This window comes from Streptomyces lasalocidi, assembly GCF_005280215.1.
GTDB classification, from domain to species: Bacteria; Actinomycetota; Actinomycetes; order Streptomycetales; family Streptomycetaceae; genus Streptomyces; species Streptomyces longwoodensis.
The window spans coordinates 679,428-704,505 of record NZ_SZNQ01000001.1 but is presented as its reverse complement, the minus strand read 5'-3'; the positions used below and the strand labels follow the sequence as shown (position 1 = coordinate 704,505).

Below are 25,078 nucleotides of genomic sequence, written 5' to 3'. Positions count from 1 at the left end.
AGTATGGCCACCGCTCATCCGGGCAGCAGGCCGATGCCCGGCGCGCCGGCGCCGATCTCGGTGATGCGGACGAGGTTGCCCGCGGGGTCGCGGACGGCGCAGTCGCGGACGCCGTACGGCTGCTCGGCCGGCTCCTGGACGACCTCGGCGCCGCGCGCCCGGAGCCGGGTGAAGGCGGCGTCCAGGTCGTCGGTGGCCAGGGTGATCCGGGCGTAGGTGCCCTTGGCCATCATCTCGGCGATGGTGCGGCGCTCGTCGTCGGTGACGCCGTGCGTGGCGCCCGGCGGCTCCAGCACGATCGCCGTGCCGGTGCGCCCCGGGGGGCCGACCGCGATCCGGCGCCGCGCTCCGCTGCCGACGTCGGCGCGGACCTCGAAGCCGAGGGCGTCACGGTAGAAGGCCAGCGCGTCGTCGGGGTCGTCGTGGGGGAGGAAGGTCCACTGCACGATGAACTCCATGCCGACCACGCTAGGAGCGCCGCCGCGGCCGGCGCTTCTCCGATCCTGACCGGTCTGCACGGATCCGCCTCGACGGACGGTCCCGTCGGCGGCGCCGTGCGAGACTCGGGGGGTGAAACGGCAGAGCCTCGACGACCTCGTCCGGCTGCGGCGGGCCCGCGACCGGATGGACCGCGACTACGAGCAGCCGCTCGACGTCCCGGCGCTCGCGCGCGAGGCGCTGATGTCCCCGGGCCACTTCTCCCGCAGCTTCCGCGCCGCCTACGGCGAGACGCCGTACAGCTACCTCATGACCCGCCGCATCGAGCGGGCCAAGGCCCTGCTGCGGCGCGGCGACCTGACCGTGACCGAGGTCTGCTTCGCGGTCGGTTGTACGTCGCTGGGCTCGTTCAGCTCGCGGTTCACCGAGCTGGTCGGCGAGAGCCCGAGCGCCTACCGGGCCCGCGACCACGAGGACGGCGCCGCCATCCCCGCGTGCATCGCCAAGATCCACACGCGTCCGGTCAGGAACGGAGAAGCGGGCCGCCCCGCCGGGCCGTAGCCTCGGCGGCATGGACATCAAGCTTTCCCAGTGCTTCATCGCGGTCGACGACCCCGACGCGGCGGTCGCCTTCTACCGGGACGTGCTCGGTCTCGAGGTGCGCAACGACGTCGGGTTCGAGGGGATGCGCTGGGTGACCGTCGGGTCGCCCGAGCAACCGGACGTGAACATCGTCCTGGAGCCGCCCCTCGCCGATCCCAACGCCTCGCCGGACGACCGGCGCACGATGGCGGAGCTGATGGCCAAGGGCCTGCTGCGCGGCGTCATCTTCACGACGCCCGACTGCGACGCGACCTTCGAGCGCATCAGCGGCGCGGGTGCCGAGGTGCTCCAGGAGCCGATGGACCAGCCCTACGGCATGCGGGACTGCGCGTTCCGCGACCCGGCGGGCAATCTGCTGCGCTTCACCCAGCCGCTGAAGTAGGGCCCGTCCGGCCGCGCGAGAACAGGGCCCGTCCGGCCCCGCGTGCGGCACGACGGGGCAACTTACTTGCCTTACGCAACGAGATGGTACGGTCGGCCGCATGCCGCCCGACCCCGACGACCCCGACCCCGGCCCCGTCGTGCCCCCCGCCCCGCCGGAAGTGATCGAGATCGAGCGCGCGCTCACCCGCGTCACCTACCTGAGCACGCGGGCGCGCCGGCACGAGCGGCTGAGAGCCCTGGCCGGCGTGCCGCTGGACCGGGCGGCCGTGGCGCTGCTGCGGCAGGTCGCCGACTGCGAGCCGCTGCGGCCCGGGGAGCTCGCCCAGCGGCTCGGGGTGGAGGCGTCCCACGTCACGCGCACCGTGCAGCAGTTGGAGAGGTCGGGGCACGTCACGCGCGTGCCCGACCCGGACGACGGCCGCGCCCAGCGCATCGAGCTCACGGACGCCGGACGGCAAGCCGTCGACCGGGTCCGTGCGGCCGGCGTCGGCGGGATGCAGCGGGCGCTGTCCCACTGGTCGCCCGAGGAGCTGCACCAACTCGCCTCCCTGTTCCACCGGATGGTCGACGACTTCCTGGCGTACGACGCCGACGAGGGGTGAGCCGGCGCGCGGGGGTCGCTGCCCGAGGGGTGCGTACCGTCCAGTAATATCGCGCGCCTGGTCGTCCGAGGAGGAACCGTGTCACGGTCCGAACGCTCACCCCTGCTGCTCGCGGGCCTGCTGGCCGTCGCCGGCGCCGCCCACTTCGCCTCCCCCCGCCCCTTCGACGCGATCGTGCCGCAGGCCCTGCCGGGCACGCCCCGCGCCTGGACCTACGCCAGCGGCGCCGCCGAGCTGGCGCTGGCGGCCGGCCTCGCCCTGCCGCGCACCCGGCGCGGTGCCGCGCTGGCCACCGCGGCCTTCTTCGCCGGAGTGTTCCCGGCCAACGTGAAGATGGCGCTGGACTGGCGCGACCGGCCCGCCCCGCAGAAGGCCGCCGCCTTCGCGCGCCTGCCGCTGCAGGTGCCGCTCGTGCTGTGGGCGCGGGGCGTCGCGGCGGGTACGGAGGGCCGGTCGTGACCCGGGCGCCGCAGGTGGGCGACCGCGTCGAGGACTTCTCCCTGCCCGACGAGACGGGCACCGTGCGCACGCTGTCGGAGCTGCTCGACGACGGGCCGGTGGTGCTGTTCTTCTACCCGGCCGCGCTCACCCCGGGCTGCACCGCCGAGGCCTGCCACTTCCGGGACCTGGCCGCCGAGTTCGCCGAGGCGGGCGCGCGCCCGGTCGGCATCAGCGGGGACCCCGTCGACCGCCAGCAGGAGTTCGCCGGGCGCCACACCCTCGGCATGCCGCTGCTGTCCGACGAGGACGGCGCGGTCCGGGAGCGGTTCGGCGTGAAGCGGGGCTTCTCCCTGGCGCCCACCAAGCGGGTCACCTTCGTCATCGGGCCGGACCGCACGGTCCTGGAGGTCGTGCGCAGCGAACTGCGCATGAACACCCACGCGGACCGCGCGCTGGCCGCGGTGCGGGCCCACCGCGGCTGACACGCCGTACCGGGTGCGTCAGAACTCCTCGTGGGTCTCGGGGTCCCCGCCCAGCCGCCGGTGGGCGCGCCCGCCGATCGCCGCCAGCTGGTCGGCGTCCAGCTCGAAGCCGAACACGTCCAGGTTGGCCCGCTGCCGCTCGGGGTCGGCCGACTTCGGGATGGGCAGGGCGCCGAGCTGGACGTGCCAGCGCAGGACCGCCTGGGCCGGCGTCACGCCGTGCGCCTCGGCGACGGAGGCCACCGCCGGGTCCTCCAGCAGCTCCGAGCCCCGGCCCAGCGGGCTCCAGCTCTCGGTGACGATGCCCTTGGCGGCGTGGAAGGCGCGCAGCGCGTCCTGGGGGAAGAGCGGGTGCAGCTCGATCTGGTTGACCGAGGGCAGTACCCCGGTCTCCTTCTCCAGCCGCTCGATGTGCCCGGCGGTGAAGTTGGAGACGCCGAGGGAGCGGACCAGGCCGTCCTCGCGGAGCTTGATCATGGCCCGCCAGGAGTCGACGTACCGGTCGACCCGGGGGAGCGGCCAGTGGATCAGGTACAGGTCGACGTAGTCCACGCCGAGGCGGCGGCGCGACTCCTCGAAGGAGGCGAGGGTCTCCTCGTAACCATGGTGGCGGCCCGGGAGCTTGGTCGTCACGACGATCTCCTCGCGGTCCACGCCGGCGTGCGCGAGGCCACGTCCCACCCCGGTCTCGTTGCGGTAGTTCGTCGCCGTGTCCACCAGGCGGTAGCCCAGGCCGAGCGCCTCGGCGACCGCCCGTTCCGCCTCGGCGTCGTCCATCGGCCAGGTGCCGAGGCCGACGGCCGGGAGCGTCGTGCCGTCGTTGAGCGTGTGCGTGGGGATGCTGATCACGTGCGGCCTTCCCTTGACGGTGTCGTGCACCCCCAGCCTCCGTGACGGCCCCGCGATCGATCAAGCGGACGGGTGGTCGCCACCGGCGCCGATCACTGACACGATCCAGTCGACCCGTACCGACGATCACGGAGCGCGCATGACGACGGACCGGACGACGCAGGGGACGACGGCGCAGGGGACGACGGACTGGGAGACGGCCGCGAAGGCGGCCGGGATCTCGGTGACACCGGCCGCCGGGCACATCGGGGCGGACATCGAGGGCGTCGACCTCGCCGGCCCCCTCGACGACGCCCGCGTCGCCGCGGTCCGGGCGGCGGTGCTGCGCTGGAAGGTGGTCTTCTTCCGCGGGCAGCGCCTGGACCACGCCGGGCACGTGGCGTTCGCGCGCCGCTTCGGGGAGCCGGTCGTGCTGCCCCGGCGCGGCAGCGCGTCACCGGCCGCCTTCCCCGAGGTCGAGACGACCGCCGACCGGCTGGAGCTGGGCGGCCGGTTCGGTATGGAGCACGAGGAGTGGCTGGGGCGACGCCGGCACACGCTGCTGCGCGGCTGGCACTGCGACCACGGCGCCCGCGTCGACCCGCCGGCCTTCACGATCCTGCGCGCCGAGACGGTCCCGCCGTACGGCGGCGACACCACCTGGGCCAACCTGGCCGCCGCGTACGCGGGACTGTCCGCGCCCGTACGGCGGTTCGTCGACGGGCTGCGCGCCGAGCACCGGCTCGGGGTGGGCTACCAGCCCCGCCCCGGCGACGACGCCTATGTGCGGCACCTGCTGGAGCGCCAGGTCGCCTCCGTGCACCCGCTGGTGCGCGTCCACCCCGAGACGGGCGAGCGCGTGCTGTACGTCAACGGCTACTACGTCGAGCAGATCACCGACCTGTCCCGGCCGGAGAGCCGGGCGGTGCTCGACATGCTGCTGGAGCAGGTGGTGCGGCCGGAGTACACCGTCCGCCTGCGCTGGGAGCCGGGCAGCGTCGCCTTCTGGGACAACCGGGCCACCGTCCACCTCGCCCCCTCCGACACCGCCCACCTGGACTTCCCCCGGACCATGCACCGGGTGATGCTCGCCGGGGACGTACCCGTCGGCGTGGACGGCCGGCCGTCCGAGCCGGTCGTGGGGACCGCGCCCGGGCGGTGGTGAGCCGGGTCGTGCCGTTCCCATCGGCACGGCCCGGCCGCCCCGTCCCGTCCGTGTCGCCCGTTCGGCGGACCCGCCGCGCGGGGGACGGGTGGCGCTCGTAGCGTCGGGCCCGGACGGAATCCGCCGGAGCACCTGGGAGAAGCCGATGACGGACGAGTCGATGGAGCAGCTGGCGACGGAGGCCTGGCTCTACGGGTACCCGCTGGTCACCGCGGCCGTGACGAAGGCCGTCATGACGGCGGTCCCGGCCCGGGACGACGGGCGCCGCAAGGCGCCGGTCAACCAGTTCTGCTACATGCGCACCACCCCGGACGCCGACTTCACCGAGGTCGTCTCGCCGAACGCCGACACCCTGTACTCCAGTGCCTGGCTCGACCTGTCCGAGCAGCCCCTGGTGCTGACCCTGCCCGACTTCGGCGACCGCTTCTGGATGGTCCCGATCCTGGACGCCTGGTCCGACGTCTGCGCCGTCGTCGGCCGGCGCACGCACGGCTCGTCCGCGGGCCCGTTCCTGATCGCCGGGCCGTCCTGGTCGCAACCGACCCCGCCCGGCCTGACCCTGCTGAGGTCGCCCACCGCGGTGGGCTGGATCATCGCCCGGTACGCGACCAGCGGCCCGTCGGACTTCCCGGCCGTCAACCGGCTCCAGGACGCCACGCGGCTGGTTCCCCTGTCGGAGTGGACCGGCGACCCGGACGACCACACCCCTCCCACCGATGTCCCCGTCCCCGCCGGGGCCGACACCACGACGATGCCCGTCGACCAGGTCCACGCCCTCGGCGGCCGCGCCTACTTCACCTTGCTGAACCAGTCGATGGTGGACAACCCTCCCAACCCCGCCGACACACCGCTCCTCGGCCGCCTCGCGAAGATCGGCGTCGCGCCCGGCGCGAGCCTGGAGGAGCTGTCCGCCGAGGAACTCGCCGCCCTGGACGCGGGCGCGCGGCGCGGCCCGGAGACCCTGCACGACCTGTTCACCCGGGCGGAGTCCGCCAACGTCGGCGGCTGGACCGTGCACCGCGGCCTCGGGGACTACGGCACCGACTACACCAAGCGCGCGCTCATCACCCGGTTCGGGTACGGGGCCAACCTCGACGCCGACGCCCTCTACCCGCACGCCACCACCGACGCCGACGGCCGGCCCCTGGACGGCGCCCACACCTACGTCCTGCACTTCGACGCCGGGGCGACCCCGCCGGTCGACGGCTTCTGGTCCCTCACGATGATGAACGAGCGCCAGCTGTTCGCCGACAACCCGCTGGACCGGTACGCGATCGGTGACCGCAGCGGCATGCGCACCAACCCCGACGGCTCCCTGGACATCCACGTCCAGCACGAGAACCCGGGGCCCGACCGCGAGAGCAACTGGCTCCCGGCCCCCGCGGGCAGCTTCAACGTCTTCCTGCGCCTGTACTGGCCCCGGCAGCCCGCCCTCACCGGCGACTGGACCCCGCCGGCGCTGCGCCGCACCGACGTCAGCTGACCAGTTGGAAGATGCTCGCGCCCGTCAGCCACAGGCCGGCGAGGAGGCAGAGCGTGACGAGCAGCTGCTCCTGGTGCCTGCCCAGCCAGGCCCGCAGGGCGTCCAGCCGGGCTCCCGCGGCCGCCGGCGCCCACACCGCGTACATCTCCATGACGATGAGGCTGAGCGTGGCGAGCAGGCAGTACCCGGTCAGCGCGAGCCAGTCGCCGACGCTGGAGAGGTGCGCCTCGAGGACCGTGGCGGCCCCGGCGCCGACCAGTCCCCAGGGCTGCACCAGCCAGGCCAGACCGGCGGCCGAGATCCAGGAGGCGTTGTCGATCCGGGCGGCCCAGCGCGGTGGGCCGTGCGGGCGGGGCGGGCGGCGCCGCCGGTGCGCGCCGTACAGCACCAGCGCCAGGCCGATGGCGAGTTTCGCGGCGATCCCGGCGGTCGAGGGGGCGCTGTTCCGGGCGGGGGGCTGGCCGCCGGTCAGCAGCACCACGACGGCGATCACGGCGATCAGGTTGGCCAGCCACGACAACAGGAATGCCAGGCCCAGGCGGACGCCGCGCCGCGCGGAGAGCAGCAGGATGAAGGCGCTGTTGTGCAGGGGCCCCAAGGTGATGGCCGTACCGATCACCATCAGGTCGAGGACCATCGGACCAGTCACTCCCGGGTGTCGGGGCCGTGCACGACCCGGACGGGGGCGGGGGCCGAACGGCAGGGGGAGCGGGCCGTCAGGGTCCCGCGCCCCGACTGTGCAGGGGGCGGCCCGACGGGTCAAGCAGGCCACGCCCGTGCCGCCGGCCCCATGACACGGATGCTCCCCCTGAGGTGCTCCGTCCCCGTCGGAACGTCGATGCCGAACGTCCTTCGTCACCGACCGGCATGCGGTCGTCCCGCGGACTTCCTGGAGAGCCTCTTCTCGCTCCACGGCGTCGACGCGCCCTTCCCCGACATGGACGCCGACGCCGCCGCCGGGTCGAGTCCTAGCCGTCCGCCGGCTTCCACCCCAGGGCCGGGCCGAGCACCGTGGCCATGTCGGTGAGGATCTGGACGTAGTCCTCGTGCTCGAAGTCGAACGGCAGCGCGAACGCGACCTCGTCGACCTCGCGGAACGCCGCGTGGGCGTGCAGCCGCTCGGCGATCTGCGCGGAGGGGCCCACCAGGTCCGGCGCGAACAGCAGCCGCCCCGGGCCCTGCGGGGTGGTCGTCCTCGGCAGGCGGCGGGCGGCGTACTCCTCGTACTTCGCGCGCTGTCCGGGCGTGGCCGAGTCGGTCGGGACGACCACCAGTCCCTGCGACACCCGGGCCGCCTCGCCGTCGGGATGGGCGGCGCGGAAGGCGCGCACCAGGGACAGCTGGATCTCGGCGAAGTCCCAGGGGCCGTCCGGGGACTCGGCCTTGACGACGCTGCTCGTCAGGAGGTTCATGCCGTGCTCGCCCGCCCAGCGCGCGGAGCCGAGGCTGCCGCCGCCGTACCACATTCGCCCGCCCAGGCCCGGCGCGTGCGGCTGGACCCGGTCGGAGAACACCTCGAAGCCCTCCGTCCCCCTGAACGCGCTCGCCGGCTCGCCGCGCACGAACGCCAGCAGCCGCCGCACCCGCTCGTAGGAGAAGTCCTCGGCGTCGGCGGTGTCCGGGTACAGCGCGTCCCGGACCCGGTCGTAGTGCATCGGCGGGCCCACGCTGACGCCCGGGTTGAGGCGGCCGCCGGACAGGAGGTCGACGGTGGCCAGGTCCTCGGCGAGCCGCAGCGGGTTCTCCCAGCCGAGCGGTGTCACCGCGGTGCCCAGTTCGATGCGCCGGGTGCGCTGCGAGGCGGCCGCGAGGACGGCCACGGGTGAGGAGATGCCGTACTGCAGGTGCCGGTGGCGCAGCCAGGCGCTGTCGAAGCCGAGCCGCTCGCCGAGCTCGATGATCTCCAGCGTGGTCTCGTGCCCGCGGCGCGGGTCGGCCTCGTCGAACAGGCCGATGGTCAGGAAGCCCAGCTTGCGCAGGGGGCGGGGGGTGGACGGCACGGGCTCCTCCATCGTCCACGGCACGGGCGCGCGTGCCGTTCACGTCTTTCGCCGTCGATCGTACGTTCCGATCATGACGGCGGTGTGAAGCGTGCGGACGGGCCCGCCGGGCCCCGGGGCCGAACGCGGCGGCGGGCCCCGGGACACGGCCGTCAGACCAGCGGGATCAGCACCTCGTCCTCCACCGGCGGGTCGATCTCCTGGGCACGGTTGCCCGTCGCGGCGTGGCAGCGCAGCCGGACCGCCTCGGGGGAGACGTCCAGGCGCAGGAAGCACTTGAAGAACGGCGGGCTGTAGGTCGCAGAGCCGGGTGAGAACAGCTGTGTGTAGATCTTGCGCACCGGCAGCCGGAACCGGGCCCGGCGGTCGGGGCGCCGGCCCGCGCCCAGCAGGCTCGCCACCAGCCGGGTGCGCCAGGTGACCCGGGTCCCGGGCGCCGGGGCACGGGCGGGTTCGACGCCCAGCCGCCGCGCGATCACCGCGGCACCCTCGTCCTCGGTGAGCGTGAAGAAGCGGCGCAGGTGCAGCCGACGGCCGTAGAGGCGGCTGTAGAACGCCAGGGAGTCGCCGCGCAGCGGGTAGCAGCGGAAGTCGTCCTCGCCGACCCCGGCGACGTCGACCCGGGGGATGGTGTGCGTGGCGTGGGTGAACGCGCCGCCGCCGCCCGCGACGACGTACTGGAGCGTGCGGCCGTCCGCCAACCGCACCGGGTAGCGCTGGTAGTTGTGGATGTCACCGCCGATCGCGAGCACGTAGCGGTGCGCGGGGTCGCGGACGATCTCGTCGACGGTGCCGCCGCCCTCGATCTCGCAGGGGTGGTGCTCACCGTCCACGTACAGCGGTGAGCCGGTGACGAGGATCTTCGGGCGCGGGTCCCGGGAGACCTCGCGCAGCCAGGCGCCCTGCGCGGCGTCGAGCGTGCCGAGCAGACCGGTGTCGATGCCCACGATCCGCACGGGACCCGCGTCGATCGCCCAGTACGGCCCCGGCTGCACGGCCCGTTGGCCGGGCGCGGAACGCTGCGCGCGGGCCGCGTCGAGGCGCCGGCCGTCGCCGGGGCGGGGCCGGTGCCACAGCAGGTGGCGCAGCCACGCCCGGCCGGGTGGGCGCGGCGCGGGCTCGGCGGGCAGCGGCGGGGCGTCGTCGCAGAACACCCGCATGAATGCGCCGAGGCCCTCGTACCAGTCGTGGTTGCCGGGGACGGCGTAGATCGGCGCGGGGTAGTCCCGGTACGGCCGGAAGAACTTGGTGTCGTAGTCGTCGGCGCTGCCCACCGGGTAGATGACGTCACTGGCGACGACCGCGAACGCCGTTCCCTGACCGACCGTCAGGAGTCCGGGTATGACGGCGTACTGGGGCTCGTCCCCCTCACCCGTGTCGCCGAGCACCATGAAGGAGAAGCGGTCGGGGTCGTCCCGGCGGATCACCTTGTCGGCGGGCGCCCCGGCCGCCGCGCGCTGCGCCACCCACCGGTCGCGGGTGCGGCCCGTGGGATCGCCGAACCAGGAGGCCAGCACACCGTTGCGCGCGGCCCACAGCAGGCGCGGATTGAGCCAGGAGATCTTCTCGACCCGCTCCGGCACGAGGTGCCGGTAGACGCCCCGTTCGGCGTCGCCCCAGCCGGCACCCGCCGCGGTATCGCGTGAGGAATCGGACACCGGTGCACCGTAACAACGATCACGCGGGTGCGGAACGGCGGGGCGGGGCACGGGAGTCGGCGGCCGCGGGCGGCGCGCGCACGGCCCGTCGGTGCGCACAGCGGACTCAGAGCTGCCGCAGAGCGGACGCAGAGACGTCCCCTCGGTATCGGGGCTCCCGCAGAGGGATAACCCTTGATCCGGTGGCGCCGGACTGACATGGAACTGTCAAGGCTGTCATCCTCCCTCCGAACTGCCGCACCGCGCGGCGCGTTCCCTGCACCCAGGGACGGACCCGCACAGGTCAGCTCGTCCCGGACAGCACACCCGGCTGCCCGGTCTGTCACCGGCCGCGCCCCGCGGCCGCCGCAGTAGGAGTACGAGTGAGACGCATTCCCCGCAAGCGGACCGCGGTCGGAGCAGCCCTGCTCTCCACCGCAGCTCTCCTCGCCGTCGGCCTCCAGTCGGCCCCGGCGTCCGCCCAGCCCGCGGCCCCCCACCCCAGCCCCCTGCGCGCCGGCGGCCTGCCCGCCGACCTCACCCCCGCCCAGCACGCGGCGCTCGTCAAGAGCGCTCAGGCGGACACGGCGAGGACCGCGCAGGGCCTGGGCCTCGGCGCTCAGGAGAAGCTCGTCGTCAAGGACGTCGTCAAGGACAACGACGGCACCGTCCACACCCGCTACGAGCGCACCTACGCAGGGCTGCCGGTCCTCGGCGGCGACCTCGTCGTGCACACGCCCCCGGCCTCCCAGGCCGCCGGCACGGTCTCCACGACCTTCAACAACAACCGCCGCACGGTGAAGGTCGCCTCCACCACGGCCACCTACTCCAAGTCCGCGGCCGAGGCGAAGGCGCTCACGGCCGCGCGCTCGCTCGACGCGCAGCGGCCCGCCGCCGACAGCGCCCGCAAGGTGATCTGGGCGGGCAGCGGCACGCCCCGGCTCGCCTGGGAGACGGTCGTCACCGGCCTCCAGGACGACGGCACACCGAGCCGCCTGCACGTCGTCACCGACGCGACCACCGGCGCGGAGCTGTTCCGCTTCCAGGACGTCAAGACCGGCACCGGCAACACCCAGTACAGCGGCTCCGTCAGCCTGAACACGACCCTGTCGGGTTCGACGTACCAGCTGTACGACACCACGCGCGGCGGCCACAAGACGTACTCGCTGGGCGGCGGCACCTCCGGCACCGGCACCCTGATGACCGACGCCGACGACGTCTGGGGCAACGGGTCCGGCTCCAACACCCAGACCGCGGGCGCGGACGCGGCCTACGGCGCCCAGGAGACCTGGGACTTCTACAAGAACACCTTCGGGCGCAGCGGCATCCGCAACGACGGCGTCGCCGCCTACTCGCGCGTCCACTACAGCAGCGGCTACGTCAACGCGTTCTGGGACGACAGCTGCTTCTGCATGACCTACGGCGACGGCACCAGCAACACCCACGCACTGACCTCGCTGGACGTGGCCGGCCACGAGATGAGCCACGGCGTCACCTCGAACACCGCGGGCCTGAACTACTCGGGCGAGTCCGGCGGCCTGAACGAGGCCACCTCGGACATCTTCGGCACCGGCGTGGAGTTCTACGCGAACAACTCCTCCGACGTCGGTGACTACCTCATCGGCGAGAAGATCAACATCAACGGCGACGGCACCCCGCTGCGCTACATGGACAAGCCCAGCAAGGACGGCGGCTCCGCCGACAGCTGGTACTCGGGCGTCGGCAACCTCGACGTGCACTACTCCTCGGGCCCGGCGAACCACATGTTCTACCTGCTGTCCGAGGGCAGCGGCAGCAAGACCATCAACGGCGTCACGTACAACAGCCCCACCTCCGACGGCGTCGCCGTCACCGGCATCGGACGGGCCGCGGCCCTGCAGATCTGGTACAAGGCGCTGACCTCGTACATGACGTCCAGCACCAACTACGCCAGTGCCCGCACCGCCGCGCTCAACGCGGCCGCCGCGCTGTACGGCACGGGCTCCACCCAGTACGCCGGGGTCGGCAACGCCTTCGCCGGCATCAACGTCGGCGGGCACATCACCCCGCCCAGCAGCGGCGTCACGGTGACCAACCCGGGCAGCCAGTCCTCGACCGTCGGCACCGCGGTCAGCCTGAAGATCACGGCCAGCAGCACCAACAGCGGCGCGCTGACCTACGCAGCGAGCGGTCTGCCCGCCGGCCTGTCGATCAACAGCTCCACGGGCGTCATCTCCGGCACCCCGACCACGGCCGGCACCTACAGCACCACGGTCACGGTGACGGACTCCACCGGCGCCAGCGGCACCGCGTCCTTCACCTGGACGGTCGGCACCGGCGGGGGCGGCGGCACCTGCACCTCCGCCCAGCTCCTCGGCAACCCCGGCTTCGAGTCGGGCAACACCACCTGGACGGCCAGCAGCGGGGTCATCACCAACGACACCGGCGAGGCGGCGCACGGCGGTTCGTACAAGGCGTGGCTCGACGGCTACGGCTCGACGCACACCGACACGCTGTCCCAGTCGGTCGCGATCCCGGCCGGCTGCAAGGCGACGCTGACCTTCTACCTGCACGTCGACAGCGCGGAGACCACCACCAGCACCGCGTACGACAAGCTGACGGTGACCGCCGGTTCGACCACCCTGGCGACCTACTCCAACCTCAACAAGGCCACCGGGTACACCCTGAAGACCCTGGACCTGTCCTCGTTCGCGGGCTCCACGGTCACCCTGAAGTTCACGGGTGCCGAGGACTCCTCGCTCCAGACCAGCTTCGTCGTGGACGACACCGCCCTGACGACCGGCTGACCGACCCCGTACGGCACGGAGCCCCACCCCGCGATGCTGCGGGGTGGGGCTCCGTCATGTCGGCGGGGCGGGAGGTCAGTTGAGCGGGTCCAGCGTCAGGTACGCCTGCTGCGGCGCCCCGTCGTGGACCAGCGACTCCTGGTTGCCCACGTCGTCGAAGGCGAACGCGTACGCCTTGCCGTCGGCCATCTGGGCGTGGATCTTGCGGGCGTAGTGGTTGGTCACCGCGTCCTGGTAGAAGTTCGCGGTCGTGGTGTCGGGCTGGTTGGGGTTGACCAGCAGCGTGGAGCGGTTGAAGCCCGCGCACAGGGTGCGGGAGATCGGCCCACGCACCTGGTCGTTGGGGGCGTCCAGCAGCTTGTGGCAGCCGAACACGCTGTCCGCGTCCGGCTTCTGGAAGCTCGTGACGACGGCGCCCGAGGTGTTGGTGAAGTTCATGACCCCGCCGGAGACCCGACCGTAGTACTTGGTGCCCGGCTGGTTGCCGAACGGGGTGACCGTCAGCGTCGAGGTTGCGTACTTCTGCCAGACGCGGTTGATGTAGTCGTCCATGACGGACGCCGGCAGCGCACCGGTCTCCAGGCCGTGGCCGGGGGAGAGGGCCCGCAGCACGGTGCCGTCGGACCGGGTCTGGATCAGGTTGGCCCAGCCGCCGGGCTGGCCGCGCAGCGCGCTGTAGAAGCCGTTGTAGCCGCCCGACTTGAGGTGGCCGGTGTTCACGGTGCTGCCGTCGGAGCGCTGCACGCCGACCGCGTAGGGCACGGAGAACATGTCGACCTGGGTGCTGTTGATCCACAGCCCGTCGTTGTTGAGCGTGTACTCCGACCAGTTGAACAGGATGTTGCGGTTGGGGTCGCTGGGGTTCTGCACGGCCGGCTGCACCAGCCCGCCCGTGGCCAGCTGGAACACCAGTTTCTGCCCGTAGGAGAAGTAGATCCGGCCGGAGAACTTGGGGATGCGGATCGTCTTGGACTGGCCCGCGGCCGGTCCCGGGATGGACGCGTCCGGGGCCGGCACGGGCGGTACGCTGCCCGCCGGCCACGGGTGGAACGTGCCGCTCGCGTCCGCCCAGCCCTGCTGGCCCGTGCTGAGCAGGGTGCCGAGGGTGTAGACGTACACGGCGTCGCCGCGTCCCGAGTTGTTGGTGATCTTCAAGGGAATGGTGTCCGGGACCGCGGCCTGGGCCGGGTGTCCCAGCGAGAGCAGCGCGCCGACCAGAGCGGTTGCTCCGGCCACCGCCGCGAGTCGGTGCCTGAGACCTCTGAGCACTCTCCACCTCCGTGCGGGAGACCTGTGGGGTTGGTCCGAAGGACGGACCGGTGGGGACTGGTCCGTACCTGTTTTGAGAGCGCTCTCAGAGTTGCGCTCAGTTGTGGCCATGTCAATGTTCAAGACGTGAAGAAGCGCCCGCGGCGAGTGGGCCGCGAGCGCTCGTGGAGGGAGGCGTTCCCTCAGAAGGTGCGGGCGAGCAGGTCCAGCAGGGCCGCCCAGTGCCGGTCGTCGCCGTCCTTGTCGTACGCCGAGGTGTCGGCCTGGGTGTAGCCGTGGTGGGCCCCGGGATACACCTCGCAGCGGTGGCGGACGCCGGCCGCGGTCAGCGCCTCCTCCAGCCGCCGCTGCTGCTCGGGCGGCATCGAGGCGTCGGCGTCCGCGTGGCCGAAGTACACCTCGGCGGTGACCCGGTCGGCGACCAGGTGCGGGCTGTCCGGCGCGTCCGTCGCCAGCCGGCCGCCGTGGAAGCCGGCCATCGCCGCGACCCGGCCGGGGTGGGCGCCCGCCGTGTAGAGAGCCAGCCGGGCGCCCATGCAGTACCCCGTCACGGCCACCGGGCCGTCGGCGACCAGCGGGTCCTCCTCCAGCCGGCGCAGGTACGCGTCCGCGTCCCGCACGACGAGCTCCGGCGTCAGCGCCTGCATGACCGGACCGATCGCCTGCCAGATCTCCGGACGGGCCTCCGGGTCGATGAACCCGGGCAGGTCGAAGACGGGGCTGCGCCCGTGCCGGTAGAACACGTTCGGCACCAGCACGGCGTAGCCCTCGCCGGCGAGCCGGTCGGCCATCGACCTCAGGTGCGGGCGCAGCCCGAACGCGTCCTGGTACAGCAGCACGCCCGGGTGCGGACCTGGCCCGTCGGGGTGCACGAAGTACGCGTCGGCGACGCCGTCCCCGGTCCGGACGTCGACGTCGGTTCCCTTAATTCCCTGGGGGGAGGTCATGGGGGTGCCTCTCTGCGGTGGTCACGGTGGTCACGGTGGGACGGGCGCCCGCCCGGCGCGGGCGGGCGCGCCCCGACATGGTTGCACGTACCACTCATCGGTCCGCGCGCCCCCTGCTGGAGCTCACTCGAACCGTGCGGGGTCCCCCGCTCCGCGCCGCACGATCTCGGCCTCCCCGCTGGAGAAGTCGACGACCGTCGTCGGTTCGGTGCCGCACTCGCCGGAGTCCAGCACGCCGTCCACCACGTGGTCGAGCCGGTCCTTGATCTCCCAGCCCTGGGTCATCGGCTCCTCCTCGCCCGGCAGCAGCAGCGTGCTGGACAGCAGCGGCTCGCCCAGCTCCGCCAGCAGCGCCTGGGTGACGACGTGGTCCGGGATGCGCACGCCCACGGTCTTCTTCTTCGGGTGCTGGAGCATCCGCGGCACCTCCTTCGTCGCCGGGAGGATGAAGGTGTAACTGCCGGGCGTGGACGCCTTGACGGCCCGGAACACGTCGTTGTCGATCCGCACGAACTGGCCGAGCTGTGCGAAGTCCTGGCAGACCAGCGTGAAGTGGTGCCGGTCGTCGAGGTGGCGGATGCTCCGGATCCGCTCGATCCCGTCCCGGCTGCCCAGCCGGCAGCCCAGTGCGTAGCAGGAGTCCGTCGGGTACGCGATGAGCGCGTCGTCCCGGATGGCGGCCGCGACCTGGGCGATGGTCCGCGGCTGGGGGTTGTCGGGGTGCACGTCGTAGTACTTCGCCATCCGTCGAGCTTATGCGGTCACCCCTGCCGGGGCGCGCGGCCACCCCGGCACGGGCGCCCGCGGCCGGTCCTGGGGTAACGTCGCCGACCGATATGACGGGTTCGGGACGCCGGACCGCACGACGCGACGAGGAGCGGGACCCACATGGCCGGCCGGGACGACGCACCCCGCCCCACGGACGCCGCCTGGGCGGAGCAGCTCCTCGACCACCTGCGCCCCGGCGCCGACGTCGGCCCGGTCGTCGACTGGCTCGCCGCCGCGACCGGCGCCGCCGTCTGCCTCTACGACGACACCGGCACGGTCCTGGCCGGCACCGCGCTGCCCCTGGAGCGCCGCCTCCTCGCGGACATCGCCGTAGGCCGCCTCGCCTCCGCCGCCGCGCAGGACGGCCGCCGGCACGTCCGGCTGGTCCGGGTGGCGCTCCCGCCGCCCGCCTCCGCCGGGGTCCTCGCCCTCGCCCGCACCGCCCCGTTCGACCGGCGGGCCTCCGACGTCGTCACCCGCACCGCCACCGTCCTCGAACTCCTGCTGCGCGCCCGGGAGACCGCCGCCGCCGGGCACCGCCTCGAACGCGCCACCGCCGACCTGCGGCTGGCCGTCCTCCAGCTGCTGATGGTCGAGGACGTCGTCGCGGCCCGCCGCGTCGCCGCCGGATTCTGGCCCGGCCTCCTCGACACCGACACCGCCTGCGTGTACGTCATGGAGACCGGCCCCGGCGACCGCGACCGGCTCGCCGAGGAGTGCCGTACGGCGACCGGGGAGCGGGCCCTGGTGGTGCGCTGCCCCGCCGTCGACGCGCACGTCATCGTCGTCGCCCCGCACGACGCGGCGGGCGCCCGGCTGCGGGCGCTGCTGCGGCGGCGCCCCGGCACGTACCTCGGGGGCAGCGCCCGGCAGGGCCTCGCCCGCACCGCCACTGCCTACGGACAGGCCGTCAGCGCCCTCGCCGTCGCCCGCTTCCGCCCCGGCCGGGCGGCGGTCCACGCCGAACGCACGCACCCCGAGCGCCTGATGGACCCCGCGGCCCTGCGCGCCTGGACCGCCCGGCTGCTGCGCCCGCTGGACACGCTGGCGCACCACACCCGCGCCGAACTCCTCGCCACCACCCGGCTGGGCCTGGAGTTCACCGCGATCAGCGCCGCGAAGGTGCTCGGCGTCAGCCGCAACACCGTGCGGGCCCGCATGGACCGCGTCGAGGGCCTGCTGCACGCCGACTTCTCCGACCTGACCGTCCGCGCCGCCGTCCACCTGGCGCTCACCGCGCACATGGCCCGCACGGACGACGCCCCGGCCCCCGCCGCCGACGGCGCGGACGCCGCCCGCCTCGGCGACCTCCTGGCCGGACCCGCGCTGCGCACCTGGGCGCACGACCTGCTCGGCCGTCTCGACGGCGACGCCCGTGACCTGCGCCGCACCCTGCGCGCCTGGATCGCCGCCGACGGCAACGCCGAACGCGCCGCCGGACGCCTCGGGGTGCACGCCCAGACCGTGCGCGACCACGTGCGCGGCGCCGAACCCGTCCTGGAACGCCAGCTCCTGGCCTCGGGCAGCGACCTGTACGAGGTCGTCCTCGCCCACCTGGCCGCCCGCGACCTGGCCGTGCCCGCCCTGCCCCGGACACAACCGGACCTTCCGGGCGCACCCGTGCACCGGTGAGTCCCGCCGGCCGCCGAACGGGCACGGACACGGTTCACAAGCCCGCCGCGGAGCACGTAAGTTCGAACCGCCGCGGGGGCGCCGCGACCGGAACGGGGGACCGGTCGGGCCCCCCGCCGCCGTACCGGGTCAGCCGTGCAGCCGGACCGGGATCTCCTGCCAGCCGAACGCGATGAACGACGGCACCTGCGTCAGCTCCCCGCCGGCCAGGCGCAGGCCCGGGAACCGCTCGAACAGGGCGGGCAGCGCGGTCAGCGCCTCCATCCGGGCCAGCGGGGCGCCGATGCAGCGGTGCACGCCGATCCCGAACGCCAAGTGGTCGTCCGCGCCGCGCGCCGCGTCGAAGACGTCCGCGTCCGGGCCGTGGTGCGCCGGGTCCAGGCCCGCGGCGGCGTACGTGGTGATGATCGCGTCCCCGGCCGGGACCGTCACGTCGCCCACCGTCAGGTCGGTGACGGCGAACCGCAGCGGCAGCGAGGCGATCGACGGGTGCACCCGCAGCGTCTCCTCCACGACCGCGTCCCAGGTGAGCGCGCCGCGCCGGACCGCCGCCAGCTGCTCGGGCCGGCGCAGCAGCGCCACCACGGCGTTGCCGATGAGGTTCACGGTCGTCTCGAACCCGGCGCCGATGACCAGCAGCAGCGTGTGGACCAGTTCCTCGGCGCTCAGCCGGTCGCCGTCCTCGTCGCGCACCCGGATCAGCTCGGTCGTCATGTCGTCGCCGGGGTGCTCCTGCTTGTGCGCGACCAGGCCGCCCAGCACGGTGCCGATCTGCCCCTGCACGAACGCCGCGTGCTCCGGGCTCGGGTCGGAGGTGTCCATGATGGCCGCGATGAGCCGCGCGGTGGCGTCCCGCATCCCCTCGGGCACGCCGAACAGTTCGCAGATGATCCGCATCGGCAGCGGGTGCGCGAAGGCGGCCTTCAGGTCGGCCTCGTCCCCGCCCGCCGCGAGCCCGTCCAGCAGCTCGGCGGTGATCACCTCGACCCGCTCGCGCAGCGCCTCGGTGCGCCGGTGCGTGAAGCTCGGCGCGACCAGCTTGCGCAGCCGCGCGTGGTCCGTGCCGTACGTGGAGAGCATGTTGACCACGCCCACCCAGCCGAGGATCCAGCCCCAGGACGGGTGGTCGCCGATCTCGGGCCACAGCCGCCAGTGCCGGCGGGGGTCCTTGCTGACCCGCGGGTCGAGGATCAGCTCCTTCAGGACGGCGTGGCCGGTCGGCGCCCACGCCGGGATGCCGCCGGGCAGCTCCACGGGGACGATCGGGCCGAGCGCCCGTAACCGGGCGCTCTCGGCGGGGATGTCGGCCCCGAACGGGTCGAGGGCGATGCGGTCGGTGACGGTCACGACTCAACTCCAGGGTGGTCGGGGGAGCGGGGGGTGAAGCGGACGGGCAGGGCGGTCAGCGACCGGTGGAACGGACCGGGCCGCCAGCCGAGGCGTTCGCGCGGCAGCACCGGGTCCAGGTCGGGCAGCCACTGGGTGAGCTGCTCGATCGCCTCGGTGACGATGAGCAGCGTGTGCTGCTTGACGGGACAGGCGTGCGGGCCCGCGCCCCAGGACAGGTGGGAGGCGTCCCCCGGGTGCCGCCCGCCGGTGTCCGCCTGCTCCGCGAAGGACGTGAGCGCGCCGAACGACACCACCACCGGCACCGCGTCGCGCAGCCACACCCCGTGGCAGGCGACGGGCTCACGGGCGTAGTAGATGCCGTAGTTGGTCAGCGGCGTCTCGTGGTGGAGCACCTCCACCACCGCGTCCATGACCGGCCGGGCCCCGCTGGTCAGCGTCGAGTAGTAGACCGGGTTGCCGAGGATCCGCGACAGCGTGTTGGACACCAGGTTCGCCGTCGGCTCGTAGCCGGCGCCGAGGGTGAGGAACACCTGCCAGGTGACCTCCTCGGGGGTGAGCCCCGCCGGGTGGTCGAGGAGCCGGCTCGGCAGGTCGTCGCCGCGCCGCTCGGCCTTGGCGGCGATCAGCTCCAGCACGTACCGGGCGTACTCCGCCTCGCCCTCCGCCGCTCCCGCGCCGCCCTCCATCATCCGGCCGAGCGTCGCGTCGAGGCGGTCGCCGGCGCTCACCGGCATCCCGAACAGGTCGTTGAAGACCAGTGCCATCAGCGGCCGCGAGAAGTCCGCGACCAGGTCCGCCTCGCCGCGCGGCCCGATCCGGCCCACCAGCAGCCGCACCGCCCGGTGCACCCGCGCCCGCAGGTCGTGCGGCTCGAGCAGGTCGAACACGTCGAGCAGCGTGGTGCGGTAGCGCACGTGCGCACCGCCGTCGGCGAACAGGGCGTTGGGCCGCCACCGCATCATGCCCAGCACCGGCGAGTCCGCCGGTACCGTCTCCTCCCAGGCGCGCGGGTCGTGCGAGAACCGCTCGGTGTCGCGCAGCACCTCCAGCGCCGCCCGCCGCTCGGTCACGACGTACGCCGGGACGCCGGGCGCCAGTTCGGCCCAGCCGATCGGGCCCTGGGCGCGCAGCGCCGCGTAGTAGCGGTGCGGGTCCGCGGCGAACCCGTCCTCCCACAGCCGTACGGGGGCCGAGCGGGAGAAGTCGTGCCGGTCCGGGGGGTACGCGGTCACCGGGACACCGCCTCCTGCGTGGCGATCAGATGGTCCACCAGGGCGAGCAGCGCGTCGACGGAGGAGTTCGCGTCCCGCGCGTCGCACGTCACCATCGGGGTGCCCGGCTCCAGGTCCAGCGCCCGGCGCAGCTGCGCCTCGCCGTAGTGGCGGGGTGCGTCGGGGAAGGCGTTGAACGCCACCGCGTACGGCAGTCCGCTCTCCTCGACCAGCCCCAGCACGTCGAACGACGCGTCGATCCGGCGGCTGTCGACCAGCACCAGCGCGCCGAGCGCGCCGTAGGCGATGTCGTCCCACAGCGAGCGGAACCGCTCCTGGCCCGGCGTGCCGAACAGGTACAGCACCACCCCGCCCGCCAGGCTCACCCGGCCGAAGTCGATCGCGACCGTCGTGGTCGTCTTGTCCCGCACCCCGGCCAGGTCGTCCACGCCCGCGGACGCCTCGCTCAAGTGTTCCTCGGTGTGCAGCGGCCGGATCTCCGACACCGAGTCGATCAGGGTCGTCTTGCCCACCCCGAACGGCCCCGCGACCAGGATCTTCACCAGGTCGCGGGCCGTGTCGGGCAGGTGGATGCCGTCGGCGGGGGAGGCGCTAGTGCTTGAGGGCGCGGAGGCCATCGGCCACTCTCTTCAGCAGGTCGGGTGCGAAGCGGTCGGCGGGCGGGATCGGCGCACGGGCGAGGAGCAGGTCCCGGTCGGCCAGGTCGGCGGCGAGGACCCGGACCGCGGAGACCGGCAGCCGCAGCAGGGCCGCCGCCTCCACGAGGGCCAGCGCGCCGCCCTCCAGGACGTCCAGCAGGGCGAGTGCGGCGGCGGGCAGCCCGGCGGGCACCGGCGCGTCACCGCGGGTGAGCACCGACAGCCGCTCCAGCTGGGGGCGGCTCGGCCGGGCCACCCCGCCGGTCGACAGGTACGCGGGCACCAGGGGACGTCCGGCCGGGCGGCCGGTCATGCCGTCGCGTCGTCGTCGGCTCCCCGGACCGCGGCCGCCATGGCCTTCTCGCCGAGCCGCGCCACCTGCGAGTGCACCCGGTGCGCCAGCAGGTCCAGGCGGACCTCGCCGTCGCCGTAGGCGGCCACACAGGTGCCGTGGTCGGTGGGCACGATCAGCACGTAGCCGAGGTCGGACTCGACGACCACCTGCCGCACCTCGGCCCGCTCGGCGTCGGCGAACGCGGCCGCCGCGGTCCGGCAGGCGCCCTGCACGGTGCTGGTGATCGCGGCCACCCGCTCGGCCGACGCCTGCGACAGCGCGTCGGTGTGGCCGGTCACCAGCCCGTCGCGGGTCAGCATGACGGCGGCCAGGACGTGCGGCACCTGGAGGATCGGCTCCAGGACCCAGGCCGTGTCGCCCGTGTTGCGGCTGGTCATCGAGCCGCTCCCCCTTCGTGGTCGGTCGGTTCGTGCGCTGCGCTGCGGTCGGCGCGCGGGTCGTGGTCGGCGGGTCCGGCGCCCCTGCCGCCCTGCTCGGGCGTCCCGTCGTCGGGCTGCTCCGCGGGGTCGGGCGCGGCGGACCGGGCGGCCGCGGTGCCCGCCTGGAGCGCGCCGAGCGCGGCCGCGGCGTCCTCCGGACGGCGCGGCGGACGGATCTCTGCGGCGACCGGCCGGGGCGCGGCGGAGGCGGTACGGCGACGTCGCCGAGGCAGCCCGTCCTCGACGGCGGCACCCTGGTGCCCGGCCGCCCCCGACTCGGTGCGCTCGGCGTCGTAGCCGTGGGCCGGAGCGGGGGCAGGGACCGGGACCGGCGTTGGTCCCGAGCCCGAGCCCGAGTCCGAGCCCGGGGCCGGTGCGGCCGGCCGGGCCGGGGCGGGCCGCCGGGTGGTGCGCGGGGCGCTCGCCGCGGGCGGCTTCTCGTCCGGGTCGAGGCGGCTGAGGAGGTGGCTGCCGACCCGCAGGACGGCCCGGACGCCGCCGTACGGGGAGGCGGAGGAGACGTCGACCCGCAGGTCGAACTGCCGGGTCAGCCGGCCGATCGCGGCCAGGCCCATGCGCGGCGGATCGCCCAGGTCGGTGAGCAGGATCGGGTCGTCGCCGGCCACCAGGCGCTGGGCGCGCCGGCGCTCGTCCTCGGTCATGCCGAGGCCCGCGTCGTCGATGGTCACGCACACGCCGTGGTGGACGTGCTCCAGGCTGACCACGACGTCGGTGTCCGGGGCGGAGTGCCGCAGCGCGTTGTCCAGCAGCTCGGCGACGATGATGGCGACCGGTTCCACCGCGTGCGAGACGAGGGCCGTGCCGGGTTCCAGGTGGTTGTGCACGGTGACCCGGTGGTAGCCCGCGAGCCGGGCCTGGCCGCCGGTGACCGCGTCGACCAGGTGGGACTCCTCGCGGGCGAGGCCCACCCAGGCCCCGCACACCACGGCGGCGACCTGTGCGCGCCGCAGGGACTGCTCGTTCTCGTGGTCGAGCGCGAACAGGGTCTGCGCCAACTCGGGGTCGTCATAGCGCTGTTGCAGTTGGCGCAGGGCGTCCTGGAGCCGGTACAGCGCCGCCTGGATCTCCCGGGTGGCCCCGCGCATGCCCGCCTGGGCGGCGGCGTCCACCCGGGTGCGCTGGGCGGCCACCTCGCTCTGCACGGCCACCAGGACGTCGTCCAGCGCCCGCCCCAGCGGGGTGTCGGCGGTCAACGGCTGCAGCGGGCCCGGCACATCGAGGTGCCGGTGGGTCACCTGCCCGGCAGCGGCGGGCACCCGGCGCGCGGCCAAATGCTCGACCTCCGAGGTGAACGCCCGCAGAGAGCCGTCGAGTTGGGTGCGCAGCGCCGCGATCTCGGCGCGCCGGCGGGCGTCCCGGCGCCGCAGCCGCACCAGTTGGCCCCCGAGGGCGAACGCGGACAGGGTGCCGAGGGCGAGGCCGCCGGCGGCCAGATCCGGTAGAGCGGTCATCGATGCGGTTCCAGGGGATCGGGGCGGTCGGCGTTCCGGTCGGGAGTCGGGCAGGCAAGGGCGCGGGGCCCGTCGGACGGGCGCTCCGGAGCACAGTACACACCGTCATCGACCGGTCTCGCACGGTCGCCCGGCACTTCGCTCCGAATCCGCCCGTCTTCTGTTCGCTTCTGCGTCGACTGTCGGAATTGCCGTACGGGGCGGGCGAGTTGAGCTGCCCGGAAAACGCCGCCTCCTGGGGCGTCAGCCGTTCGGCAGGATCACCGCACGGCCGTTGACCGCTCCGGCGTGCAGCCGCTCGTACGCGAGCGGCGCGTCGTCCAGCGAGAACGTCTCCGTGTGCACCGACACCGCACCGGCCCGGGCCAGCGCCAGCACCTCGATCAGCTCGCCGCGGCTGCCCCAGTAGGGGGCGTGGACCGACACCTCGAACGGCAGGTGACCGAATCCGACCGGCAGGGCCCCTCCGCCGATCCCGACGATGGCGACCTCGCCCTCGACGGCGGCCACGGCGCCGGCGGTGCGCACGGTGGGCTCGGCGCCGACGAAGTCGAACACCGCCTGCGCACCCAGCCCGCCGGTCAGTTCACGGACCGCGCCGGCCGCCGACGCGTCGGACAGCACCGTCTCGTGGGCGCCGACCTCGCGGGCCAGGCGCAGCTTGTCCTCGCTGACGTCGAGCGCGACCACCCGGGCCGGGCTCAGTGCGCGCAGCAGCTGGATCGCCACGTGACCGAGCCCGCCGGCGCCGATGACGACCGCCGTGCTGCCCGGCACCAGCGCGGGCAGCGCCCGCTTGATCGCGTGGTACGGGGTGAGCCCGGCGTCGGTCAGCGGGACGGCGGCCACCGGGTCGAGCCCGTCCAGCGGCACCAGGTGGCGCGGGTCGTCCACGAGCAGGTACTCGGCCATCGAGCCCGGCCTGCCGAGCCCCGGCGGGTGGATGCCCAGGGCCTCGGCCCGCAGGCAGTAGTTCTCCTTGCCCTCCGCGCACTTGGCGCAGGTGCCGCAGCCCCAGGGCCCGTAGACGGCGACCGCGTCGCCCTCGCGCACGCCGGTCACGCCGGCGCCAAGCGCGGCGACCGTGCCGACGCCCTCGTGGCCGAGGGTGAGCGGCAGTTCGTAGGGGAAGCCCTCGGCGGGCCAGCCCATCACCGCGATGTCGGAGTGGCAGACGCCGGCCGCGGTCACCTCCAACAGGACCTGTCCGGGCCCCGGTTCGGGGTCGGGGACGGTGACGACCTCGGGGGGTGCGCCGATCGTGCGGTACTGGAGTGCCTTCATGGTGTTCTCCTCCTCCTCGGCTCGCTCAGACGGCCGTGTAGGCGCCGTCGACCAGGTGGTAGCTGCCGGCCACGAAGGAGGCGCGGTCCGACAGCAGGAAGACGATGAGCTCGGCGACCTCCTCCGGCCGGCCGAGGCGCCCGGCCGGGTGCAGCCCGACGAGTCCGTCGTAGGCGGCCCGGTCCATGCCCTTGAGCAGCGGGGTCTCGATGAAGCCGGGGCCCACCGCGTTGACGCGGATGCCCTTCGCCGCGTACTCGGCGGCGGCGCTCTTGGTCAGGCCGACGACGCCGTGCTTTGCGGCGACGTAGGCGGGGGAGCCGGCGAAGGCGACGGAGCCGAGGATGGAGGCCACGTTGACGATGGCGCCGCCCCGGCCGGCCGCCTCGATCGCGGGCAGTTCGTGGCGCAGGGAGTAGAAGACGCCGTCCAGGTTGGTGCGCACGACCCGGTCGTACGCGGCGATGTCGTACTCCCCGGTGGGCGCGCTCGGGCCGCCGATGCCGGCGTTGTTCACCGCGAGGTCCAGGCCGCCGAAGGTGTCGACGCCGAACCGCACGGCCGCCTCGACGGACTCCGGCCGGGTCACGTCCACGGCGACGGCGGCGGCCTCGACGCCCTCCGCCCTGAGGTCGGCGGCGGCCTTCTCGGCGCCCTCCTCGTTGAAGTCGGCGAGGACGACCCTGGCGCCGCCCGCGCCGAGGCGGCGCGCGGTGGCCAGGCCGATGCCGGAGGCGGCGCCGGTGACCAGGGCGGTCCTCCCGGCGAACTCGGCGGCGGGGTCGGGCAGGCCGGACGCGGAGGCGGTGGGGCCGGTGGGGGAGGCCGGGCCGGTGGGGGAGGCGGGGGTGGTGCTCATGGTG

25 protein-coding genes are annotated in these 25,078 nt (G+C 74.1%); 9 read left to right on the top strand and 16 right to left on the bottom strand.

From position 1 onward, the window contains the following. Positions 1 to 14: 14 nt before the first annotated feature. Positions 15 to 458 carry a VOC family protein gene (locus tag E4U91_RS02980; RefSeq protein WP_137305072.1) on the bottom strand — a complete coding sequence of 148 codons (444 nt, stop codon included), beginning with the start codon at positions 456 to 458 and terminating at the stop codon, positions 15 to 17. Between the two features lie 166 nt (positions 459 to 624). Between E4U91_RS02980 and E4U91_RS02975 the strand changes: the two genes are divergently transcribed. The 5 genes from E4U91_RS02975 (at position 625) to E4U91_RS02955 (ending at position 2,950) form a co-directional block, all read left to right on the top strand. Further along, positions 625 to 999, top strand: a complete 375-nt coding sequence (locus E4U91_RS02975; RefSeq protein WP_241678818.1) for a helix-turn-helix transcriptional regulator — start codon at positions 625 to 627, stop codon at positions 997 to 999. 10 nt (positions 1,000 to 1,009) lie between these two features. Further along, entirely contained in the window at positions 1,010 to 1,423 is a 414-nt protein-coding gene (locus E4U91_RS02970) for a VOC family protein (protein WP_137305071.1), read from the top strand. A gap of 100 nt (positions 1,424 to 1,523) precedes the next feature. Beyond that, positions 1,524 to 2,027: a MarR family winged helix-turn-helix transcriptional regulator gene (locus tag E4U91_RS02965; RefSeq protein WP_137305070.1), complete on the top strand. Its 504-nt coding sequence runs from the start codon at positions 1,524 to 1,526 to the stop codon at positions 2,025 to 2,027. Positions 2,028 to 2,105: 78 nt separating this feature from the next. Continuing rightward, entirely contained in the window at positions 2,106 to 2,486 is a 381-nt protein-coding gene (locus E4U91_RS02960; RefSeq protein ID WP_137305069.1) for a MauE/DoxX family redox-associated membrane protein, read from the top strand. Beyond that, positions 2,483 to 2,950 carry a peroxiredoxin gene (locus E4U91_RS02955; protein WP_137305068.1) on the top strand — a complete coding sequence of 156 codons (468 nt, stop codon included), beginning with the start codon at positions 2,483 to 2,485 and terminating at the stop codon, positions 2,948 to 2,950. The genes E4U91_RS02960 and E4U91_RS02955 overlap by 4 nt, the downstream gene beginning before the upstream one ends. An 18-nt stretch (positions 2,951 to 2,968) precedes the next feature. Here E4U91_RS02955 and E4U91_RS02950 read toward each other — a convergent pair whose 3' ends face one another. Then, positions 2,969 to 3,799 (bottom strand): aldo/keto reductase, encoded by an 831-nt coding sequence (locus E4U91_RS02950; RefSeq protein ID WP_137305067.1) that lies wholly within the window; start codon positions 3,797 to 3,799, stop codon positions 2,969 to 2,971. Between the two features lie 139 nt (positions 3,800 to 3,938). On the opposite strand from E4U91_RS02950, the gene E4U91_RS02945 reads away from it, so the two are divergent. Further along, a complete protein-coding gene (locus E4U91_RS02945) occupies positions 3,939 to 4,943 on the top strand; it encodes a TauD/TfdA dioxygenase family protein (RefSeq protein ID WP_137305066.1) in 1,005 nt (334 codons plus the stop codon). Positions 4,944 to 5,088: 145 nt separating this feature from the next. Further along, entirely contained in the window at positions 5,089 to 6,426 is a 1,338-nt protein-coding gene (locus tag E4U91_RS02940; RefSeq protein ID WP_137305065.1) for a DUF1254 domain-containing protein, read from the top strand. On the opposite strand, the gene E4U91_RS02935 is transcribed toward E4U91_RS02940, so the two are convergent. The 3 genes from E4U91_RS02935 to E4U91_RS02925 form a co-directional block, all read right to left on the bottom strand. Then, entirely contained in the window at positions 6,419 to 7,063 is a 645-nt protein-coding gene (locus tag E4U91_RS02935; RefSeq protein WP_137305064.1) for a GAP family protein, read from the bottom strand. The two genes, E4U91_RS02940 and E4U91_RS02935, sit on opposite strands and share 8 nt — an antisense overlap. 331 nt (positions 7,064 to 7,394) lie before the next feature. Beyond that, positions 7,395 to 8,426, bottom strand: coding sequence for an LLM class flavin-dependent oxidoreductase (locus E4U91_RS02930; protein ID WP_137305063.1), 1,032 nt, complete (start codon positions 8,424 to 8,426; stop codon positions 7,395 to 7,397). Positions 8,427 to 8,578: 152 nt separating this feature from the next. Further along, complete coding sequence (locus tag E4U91_RS02925) at positions 8,579 to 10,084, bottom strand: metallophosphoesterase family protein (RefSeq protein ID WP_137305062.1); 1,506 nt, start codon at positions 10,082 to 10,084, stop codon at positions 8,579 to 8,581. 362 nt (positions 10,085 to 10,446) lie between these two features. Between E4U91_RS02925 and E4U91_RS02920 the strand changes: the two genes are divergently transcribed. After that, complete coding sequence (locus E4U91_RS02920) at positions 10,447 to 12,849, top strand: M4 family metallopeptidase (RefSeq protein WP_137305061.1); 2,403 nt, start codon at positions 10,447 to 10,449, stop codon at positions 12,847 to 12,849. 75 nt (positions 12,850 to 12,924) lie between these two features. On the opposite strand, the gene E4U91_RS02915 is transcribed toward E4U91_RS02920, so the two are convergent. The 3 genes from E4U91_RS02915 to E4U91_RS02905 form a co-directional block, all read right to left on the bottom strand. After that, the gene (locus E4U91_RS02915) at positions 12,925 to 14,085 is read right to left on the bottom strand and encodes a glycoside hydrolase family 64 protein (RefSeq protein WP_241678495.1); all 1,161 of its coding nucleotides are present in this window, start codon (positions 14,083 to 14,085) and stop codon (positions 12,925 to 12,927) included. Between the two features lie 215 nt (positions 14,086 to 14,300). After that, on the bottom strand, positions 14,301 to 15,065 hold the full coding sequence (locus E4U91_RS02910) for a dienelactone hydrolase family protein (RefSeq protein ID WP_137305059.1): 765 nt from the start codon (positions 15,063 to 15,065) through the stop codon (positions 14,301 to 14,303). A 123-nt stretch (positions 15,066 to 15,188) separates the two neighbouring features. Next, the gene (locus tag E4U91_RS02905) at positions 15,189 to 15,809 is read right to left on the bottom strand and encodes an L-threonylcarbamoyladenylate synthase (protein ID WP_168218059.1); all 621 of its coding nucleotides are present in this window, start codon (positions 15,807 to 15,809) and stop codon (positions 15,189 to 15,191) included. Between the two features lie 144 nt (positions 15,810 to 15,953). On the opposite strand from E4U91_RS02905, the gene E4U91_RS02900 reads away from it, so the two are divergent. Beyond that, positions 15,954 to 17,465: a helix-turn-helix domain-containing protein gene (locus tag E4U91_RS02900; protein ID WP_137305058.1), complete on the top strand. Its 1,512-nt coding sequence runs from the start codon at positions 15,954 to 15,956 to the stop codon at positions 17,463 to 17,465. Positions 17,466 to 17,594: 129 nt separating this feature from the next. Here the strand turns inward: E4U91_RS02900 and E4U91_RS02895 are convergent, their stop codons facing one another. The 8 genes from E4U91_RS02895 to E4U91_RS02860 form a co-directional block, all read right to left on the bottom strand. After that, positions 17,595 to 18,812, bottom strand: a complete 1,218-nt coding sequence (locus E4U91_RS02895; RefSeq protein WP_137305057.1) for a cytochrome P450 family protein — start codon at positions 18,810 to 18,812, stop codon at positions 17,595 to 17,597. Beyond that, on the bottom strand, positions 18,809 to 20,047 hold the full coding sequence (locus E4U91_RS02890; protein ID WP_137305056.1) for a cytochrome P450 family protein: 1,239 nt from the start codon (positions 20,045 to 20,047) through the stop codon (positions 18,809 to 18,811). The genes E4U91_RS02895 and E4U91_RS02890 overlap by 4 nt, the downstream gene beginning before the upstream one ends. Continuing rightward, a complete protein-coding gene (locus tag E4U91_RS02885) occupies positions 20,044 to 20,664 on the bottom strand; it encodes a GTP-binding protein (RefSeq protein WP_137305055.1) in 621 nt (206 codons plus the stop codon). The genes E4U91_RS02890 and E4U91_RS02885 overlap by 4 nt, the downstream gene beginning before the upstream one ends. Continuing rightward, positions 20,639 to 20,998, bottom strand: a complete 360-nt coding sequence (locus E4U91_RS02880) for a DUF742 domain-containing protein (RefSeq protein WP_137305054.1) — start codon at positions 20,996 to 20,998, stop codon at positions 20,639 to 20,641. The genes E4U91_RS02885 and E4U91_RS02880 overlap by 26 nt, the downstream gene beginning before the upstream one ends. Next, complete coding sequence (locus E4U91_RS02875; RefSeq protein ID WP_067228206.1) at positions 20,995 to 21,417, bottom strand: roadblock/LC7 domain-containing protein; 423 nt, start codon at positions 21,415 to 21,417, stop codon at positions 20,995 to 20,997. Before E4U91_RS02875 ends, E4U91_RS02880 begins: the two co-directional genes overlap by 4 nt. Then, entirely contained in the window at positions 21,414 to 22,931 is a 1,518-nt protein-coding gene (locus E4U91_RS02870) for an ATP-binding protein (protein ID WP_137305053.1), read from the bottom strand. Before E4U91_RS02870 ends, E4U91_RS02875 begins: the two co-directional genes overlap by 4 nt. 243 nt (positions 22,932 to 23,174) lie before the next feature. After that, positions 23,175 to 24,215: an NAD(P)-dependent alcohol dehydrogenase gene (locus E4U91_RS02865; protein ID WP_137305052.1), complete on the bottom strand. Its 1,041-nt coding sequence runs from the start codon at positions 24,213 to 24,215 to the stop codon at positions 23,175 to 23,177. A gap of 25 nt (positions 24,216 to 24,240) precedes the next feature. Next, complete coding sequence (locus E4U91_RS02860; RefSeq protein ID WP_137305051.1) at positions 24,241 to 25,074, bottom strand: SDR family NAD(P)-dependent oxidoreductase; 834 nt, start codon at positions 25,072 to 25,074, stop codon at positions 24,241 to 24,243. Positions 25,075 to 25,078: the final 4 nt, after the last annotated feature.